The following is a 5,452-nucleotide window of genomic DNA, read 5'->3' on the forward strand; positions in this document are numbered from 1 at the left end:
ATATTGTTTTTGGAATTTTAATTGCTTATCTCTCCAACTATTTTTTAGAAGGTGTTGGTGGCGATAATGACTGGCGCTGGATGCTGGGTGTGCTGGCAATACCTGCATTAATTTATACGGTAATGGTAATGGCGGTGCCAGAAAGCCCACGCTGGTTAATCAGCAAAAAAAATGATTTAGCTGCTGCAAAAAAAATAATGAACGACATTGGTGTAGAAAACGCTGATGCAGAAATTGCGGCTATTATTGAAAGTAACAAACATGAAGCTTTTAAAGGAAATACATCACAATTTTTTAGCGCCAAGCATAATAAAATAATCTGGCTGGCATTTGCAATTGCATTTTTTAACCAGCTATCCGGCATCAATTTTATTTTATACTATGCGCCGGAAATTTTAACCAAGATTGGTTTAGGAGAAAAAGAATCTTTATTAAACTCCATTGCAATTGGTGGCACCAATTTAATTTTTACGTTTGTGGGTTTGTATTTAATTGACAGGCTGGGCAGAAAAACTTTAATGATAATTGGATCGATTGGATATATCATTAGTTTATCTATGGTGGCTTATGCTTTTAAAACAGGAGCCAGCCCTACGTTTTTAATGACGTTTTTATTATTCTTTATTGCATCGCATGCTATTGGGCAAGGGGCGGTAATATGGGTTTTTCTTTCAGAGATTTTTCCTAATAAAATACGGGCATTGGGCCAATCTTTCGGCGCCAGTGTGCATTGGGTTTTTGCTGCTATAATAACTTTAGTAACACCTATTTTTTTAAATGAAAAAGATGGTATTCTTAAAGATGCCCCGTGGATAATATTTGCTTTTTTAGCTGGCATGATGGTGCTGCAATTAATTTGGGTGTTGACTAAAATGCCGGAGACAAAAGGGGTTTCGCTGGAGGAACTGGAGAAGAAACTGAGTGCTTAGTAAGGGCACGCTGAGATATTTTTCTTTATCTAATAATTTTATTTTTATGCAACAGAAAAAATATTTTCTTTTTTTTGCTTTGATAATTTCAATAACAACATTTGCACAGACAAAACTGTACACAGAAAAATACAGGCCTCAGTTTCATTTTTCGCCGGCAACCAACTGGTGCAACGACCCCAATGGATTAGTGTATAACAATGGTGTGTATCATTTATTTTATCAGCATAACCCTTTTGCAAATATTTGGGGCCACATGACGTGGGCCCATGCTACCAGTAAAGATTTAATACACTGGAAACATTTACCCATTGCAATACCGGAAGAAAATGGCGTAATGATTTTTTCGGGCACCTGTGTAGTTGATAAAAATAATACCAGTGGTTTTGGCAAGAATGGCAAAGTGCCGATGGTAGCAGTGTACACCGGGCATATTGAAAATGTAAATCAAAGCCAGCATATTGCATACAGTTTAGATGATGGCATTACCTGGACAAAATATGCCAGCAACCCCGTGCTTGATCTGCACAAAAAAGATTTCAGGGATCCAAAAATATTTTGGCACCAACAAAAAAAATATTGGGTGATGGCATTAATGTTTCCGGTGGAGCATATTATGCAATTGTATTCTTCTAAAAATTTAAAAGACTGGAATCACTTAAGCGATTTTGGTCCGGCAGGTGATACCAGCGGTGTATGGGAATGCCCGGATTTAACACAAGTACCTGTTGAAGGGATGCCCGGTAAAAAGAAATGGTTATTGCAAACATCTCAAAACGCCACTATGCAATATTTTGTTGGCGAATTTGATGGCGTAAAATTTACTAACGAAAACCTTGCTGATAAAATTTACCGCCCCGATTACGGTCCCGATTATTATGCGGCCATTGCTTACAACCAATTGCCTGCAACAGTTTTACCTACAAGTATTGGCTGGGTAAACAACTGGAATTACGCCAACGATATTCCTGCCACTCCTTGGAAAAGCGCCATGGCTTTACCCAGAACATTAAGTGTAAAAAAAGATAATGGTGAATGGATTTTAATTCAAAAGCCAGTTGCAGTTGCAGCGACGTTAAGAAAAAAGATATTCCAATCGCAAAATGAACCTGTAGAAAATAGAAAAGTTTTACCAGTTAAAAGTAAGCAGTTTGAAATGGAAGTAACGCTGGAGCCTTCTGCATCAGCTGTAAGTGGTGTAAAGATTGCTGTTGGAGAAAATAATTATTTTGAAATAGGGTATAATGCCGCACAGCAATTATTTTATATCGACAGGAGTAAAAGCGGCAACACTTCTTTCAACGAAAATTTTAAAAATATGCACCGCTTTGAAAAAATAATTCCCTTAAAAAATAAAAAACTGCAGTTACATATTTATTTTGATAACAGCATTGCAGAAATTTTTGTAAACGGCGGCGAAGCCGCTTTTACTGCACAAATTTTTCCGGATGAAAAAGATATGGGTATTGAATTATTCAGTGAAGGAGGGAAGAGTAAGTTTAGTAATTTAAGTTTGTGGCAAATGAAATCAGTTTGGTAAGCTGGTATTTTTTATCTTGCGGAATTATAAAAATAAATTTTAAAACTGGTTATATTAGAGTATGAGAAAAGTAATTGCTGGCCTGGTAGTTTTTGTTTTATTAGTTTTAGGTGCTGCTTACCTGTTTATTCCAAATATTATTAAACTTAAAAGCAGCATTGGTATTAATGCAACCAGAACCGGTTTAAACAGAATGCTCTTAGATAAAACTAATGTGGCAAAATGGTGGCCGGGTAAAATAAGTAATGATAGTTTTTACCTGAATGATTTTGTTTACACCATCAATAACAGTAATATCACTGTTATGCCCATATTCATTGCTGACAAAAAGGTTACAATTTCTACTTCTCTTTTTTTAATTGAAATAAGAACAGACTTTACCAATTTGGAATGGGTTGGTGCAATGGCATCATCTTATAATCCCATTAAAAGAATAGCTGCTTATTTTAAGGCAAAAAAAATTGAAGCAGATATGCAGACCATTCTAAATAAAATGGAAATCTTTTATAAAGTCCCCGAAAATATTTACGGTTTTGAAATAAAAAAAGAATTGGTTATGGACAGTACTTTAATACAAACCTCTGCTATAAGTAAAGGATATCCAACAAACCAATTTATTTACAGCCTTGTTGATAAACTTATTAATTACGCTGCAAATAATAATGCAAAAAAAACTGGTTACCCCATGTTGAATATTAATGAGACAGACAGTATTAATTTTGAAGTTAAAGTTGCCATACCTGTTGATAAGCCATTACCTAATTCAGTAACTATTTTACAAAAAAGAATGCTGGGCAGAGGGAATATTTTAGTAACAGAAGTAAAAGGTGGTAGTGAAATGGCAGAAAAAGCTATTATTCAAATGAAAAAATATGCTGATGATTATAAAAGAATGGCTCCCGCAATTCCTTTTTATTCATTAATAACCGACCGCTTAAAAGAAACCGACAGCAGCAAGTGGATTACAAAAATTTATTACCCGGTAATGTAGGAGTTATTTTTTTGTGTCGGCAAATTTTAATACTAAAACACTGTCGTTATTTTTTGCAATAATATAAGCAGGCTGCTTTAATATATTAATTGGTTGTACGTGCCTAACTTCTCTTTTGATAATAAGACGATTTAAATTTTCGCAGGTAAAATTTCCCTTCCCCTTATTAATTAATACTGTCCCAAAATCGGCATCGTAACGACCGGTATGAATAGTGTTGCTGTAATAATTACCTGCTAAAATAATGTCGGGCAAATTATCATTGTTTACATCTGCAATGGCGGCATCACGGTAAGAAGTTAACTGGGCTTCCCATGGCAAAGCCTGAGTAGTGAAATTTAAATTACCATTGTTTATCAATACGGCATTAGCAAAATAATCTGCTGTGGAAATGGTGGACTTATTAATTTTTTCAACAGGAAAAATATCTTTAAATGCAGCACCTGCAAAATCTGCTGCGTAAATAAATTTCTTTTTTAGCATGGGTATTTGTCTCTGTAATTCATCTTTGGTGGATAAAGTAACTTCTTTATTTTTCACAAAATAAGTAAGTACCTGTTCCTTTTTTCCGTTATCGTCAAAATCATTAAAGTACATTTGTACGGGCTGCTCTACTGTTGCCTGAAGCCTGCTGTTAAGCCCAAGGTTACCGGCAATTAAATCAATGTCGCCATCATTATCAACGTCTACAGGCAATACAAAATTCCACCAGCCTTTTTTATCCGTTAATTCTTTTTTTACAAATTGCCCGTCTGAATTTATAAATGCAGTAATTCCTCCCCATTCGCATGTCACTAATAAATCTTTGTCGTTATCATTATCTAAATCAAACCAAATAGCATTAGTAACCATACCGGTATTTGCCAACTCTTTTGCATGCTTAAGGGTTACATCAATAAATTTTCCTGTCCCGTCATTTTGTAATAAATAAGAACGGGGAATCTCTCCATAATTCCAGGGTACTGTTCTACCTCCTAAAAATAAATCTACAAATCCATCGCCGTTAAAATCACTGGCAATAATACATGATGGAGTTATAGCAATATTTGCAAACGCATTTTTCAATTTTTTAAAATTTGCTTTCCCATCATTCAAATATATCCTGGGCAATAAATGTTCATCGTTTCCATAATATTCATTACCACCAGTTGCAATTATTAAATCAATATTACCATCATTGTTTACATCAGCCCAGGCGGCACTCACATCTTCATACATACTATCCAAAGCCATTTCCGGTTGAAGGGTTTTTATAAACTTACCATTTGCCTGTTGTAAAAAAATAGCATTGTGAAAAGTTTTGGAGGCGCCAATAAAAACATCATCCAATCCATCTTTGTTTATATCGGCCACAGCAAGTGCAGGCCCCTCGGTAGAAAGCATATGAGGAATTAGTGGCTCCCGGTCAAATTCATTAAAAGCATTTTCTGTATGCTTATAGTTTAAGCCAGTTGAAGCAGTAATATCAATTGCAGTATTTAAAACATTTTTGTAAAAATTAATTATACTATTGTAATTAAATTTGGGTAACTCTTTTTTATAAGTAAAAGAAAGTTGTTGTGATGAGCTGTCAATTGTAATTTTTTCAAATGAATTATCGGGCCAAATCAAAAATGCTGAATCAACTTTTACTTTACCCATGCCAATGTGCATAGATATTTCCATGCTGGACATAAAACCTCTTGCTGGATTTTTTTCATAGGTTTCAATTTTATCGCCGGTAAATAAAATAATTTTTGAACCAATTGCATTTTTGTTTTTTTCTGAACCATTTAATTTTATTGTTGCGAAATTTTTATCTGTTTTTTTTACAGTTTTATTTTCGTACAGTAAAGCCGGCTCATTAATATTATTTACCACCACATCCAAATCTCCATCATTATCAAAATCGGCATACACAGCACCGTTTGAATAGGTAGGTAAATCGTTGCCCACGGCAGTTTCCATGTCTTCAAATTGAAGACTGCCTTTATTTTTATAAAATTTATTGGG

4 protein-coding genes are annotated in these 5,452 nt (G+C 34.6%); 3 read left to right on the top strand and 1 reads right to left on the bottom strand.

Going from position 1 to position 5,452, the window contains the following annotated elements; all coding sequences use genetic code 11:
* From ACY65O_RS16450 to ACY65O_RS16460, 3 genes are all read left to right on the top strand, one after another.
* The coding region (locus tag ACY65O_RS16450) for an MFS transporter (protein ID WP_462221952.1) at positions 1-929 on the top strand (929 nt) is incomplete at its 5' end.
* A gap of 46 nt (positions 930-975) precedes the next feature.
* Positions 976-2,469, top strand: coding sequence for a glycoside hydrolase family 32 protein (locus ACY65O_RS16455; protein WP_462221953.1), 1,494 nt, complete (start codon positions 976-978; stop codon positions 2,467-2,469).
* Between the two features lie 61 nt (positions 2,470-2,530).
* On the top strand, positions 2,531-3,460 hold the full coding sequence (locus ACY65O_RS16460; RefSeq protein ID WP_462221954.1) for a hypothetical protein: 930 nt from the start codon (positions 2,531-2,533) through the stop codon (positions 3,458-3,460).
* Between the two features lie 3 nt (positions 3,461-3,463).
* On the opposite strand, the gene ACY65O_RS16465 is transcribed toward ACY65O_RS16460, so the two are convergent.
* Positions 3,464-5,452: VCBS repeat-containing protein (locus ACY65O_RS16465; protein WP_462221955.1), on the bottom strand; the 1,989-nt coding region annotated here is incomplete at its 5' end.

The organism is Ferruginibacter sp., assembly GCF_031430955.1.
Classification (GTDB): Bacteria; Bacteroidota; Bacteroidia; order Chitinophagales; family Chitinophagaceae; genus Ferruginibacter.

Coding starts and splice junctions, on each gene's coding strand:
- ACY65O_RS16455 (WP_462221953.1), top strand. CDS start 976: ATGCAACAGAAAAAATATTTTCTTTTTTTTGCTTTGATAATTTCAATA.
- ACY65O_RS16460 (WP_462221954.1), top strand. CDS start 2,531: ATGAGAAAAGTAATTGCTGGCCTGGTAGTTTTTGTTTTATTAGTTTTA.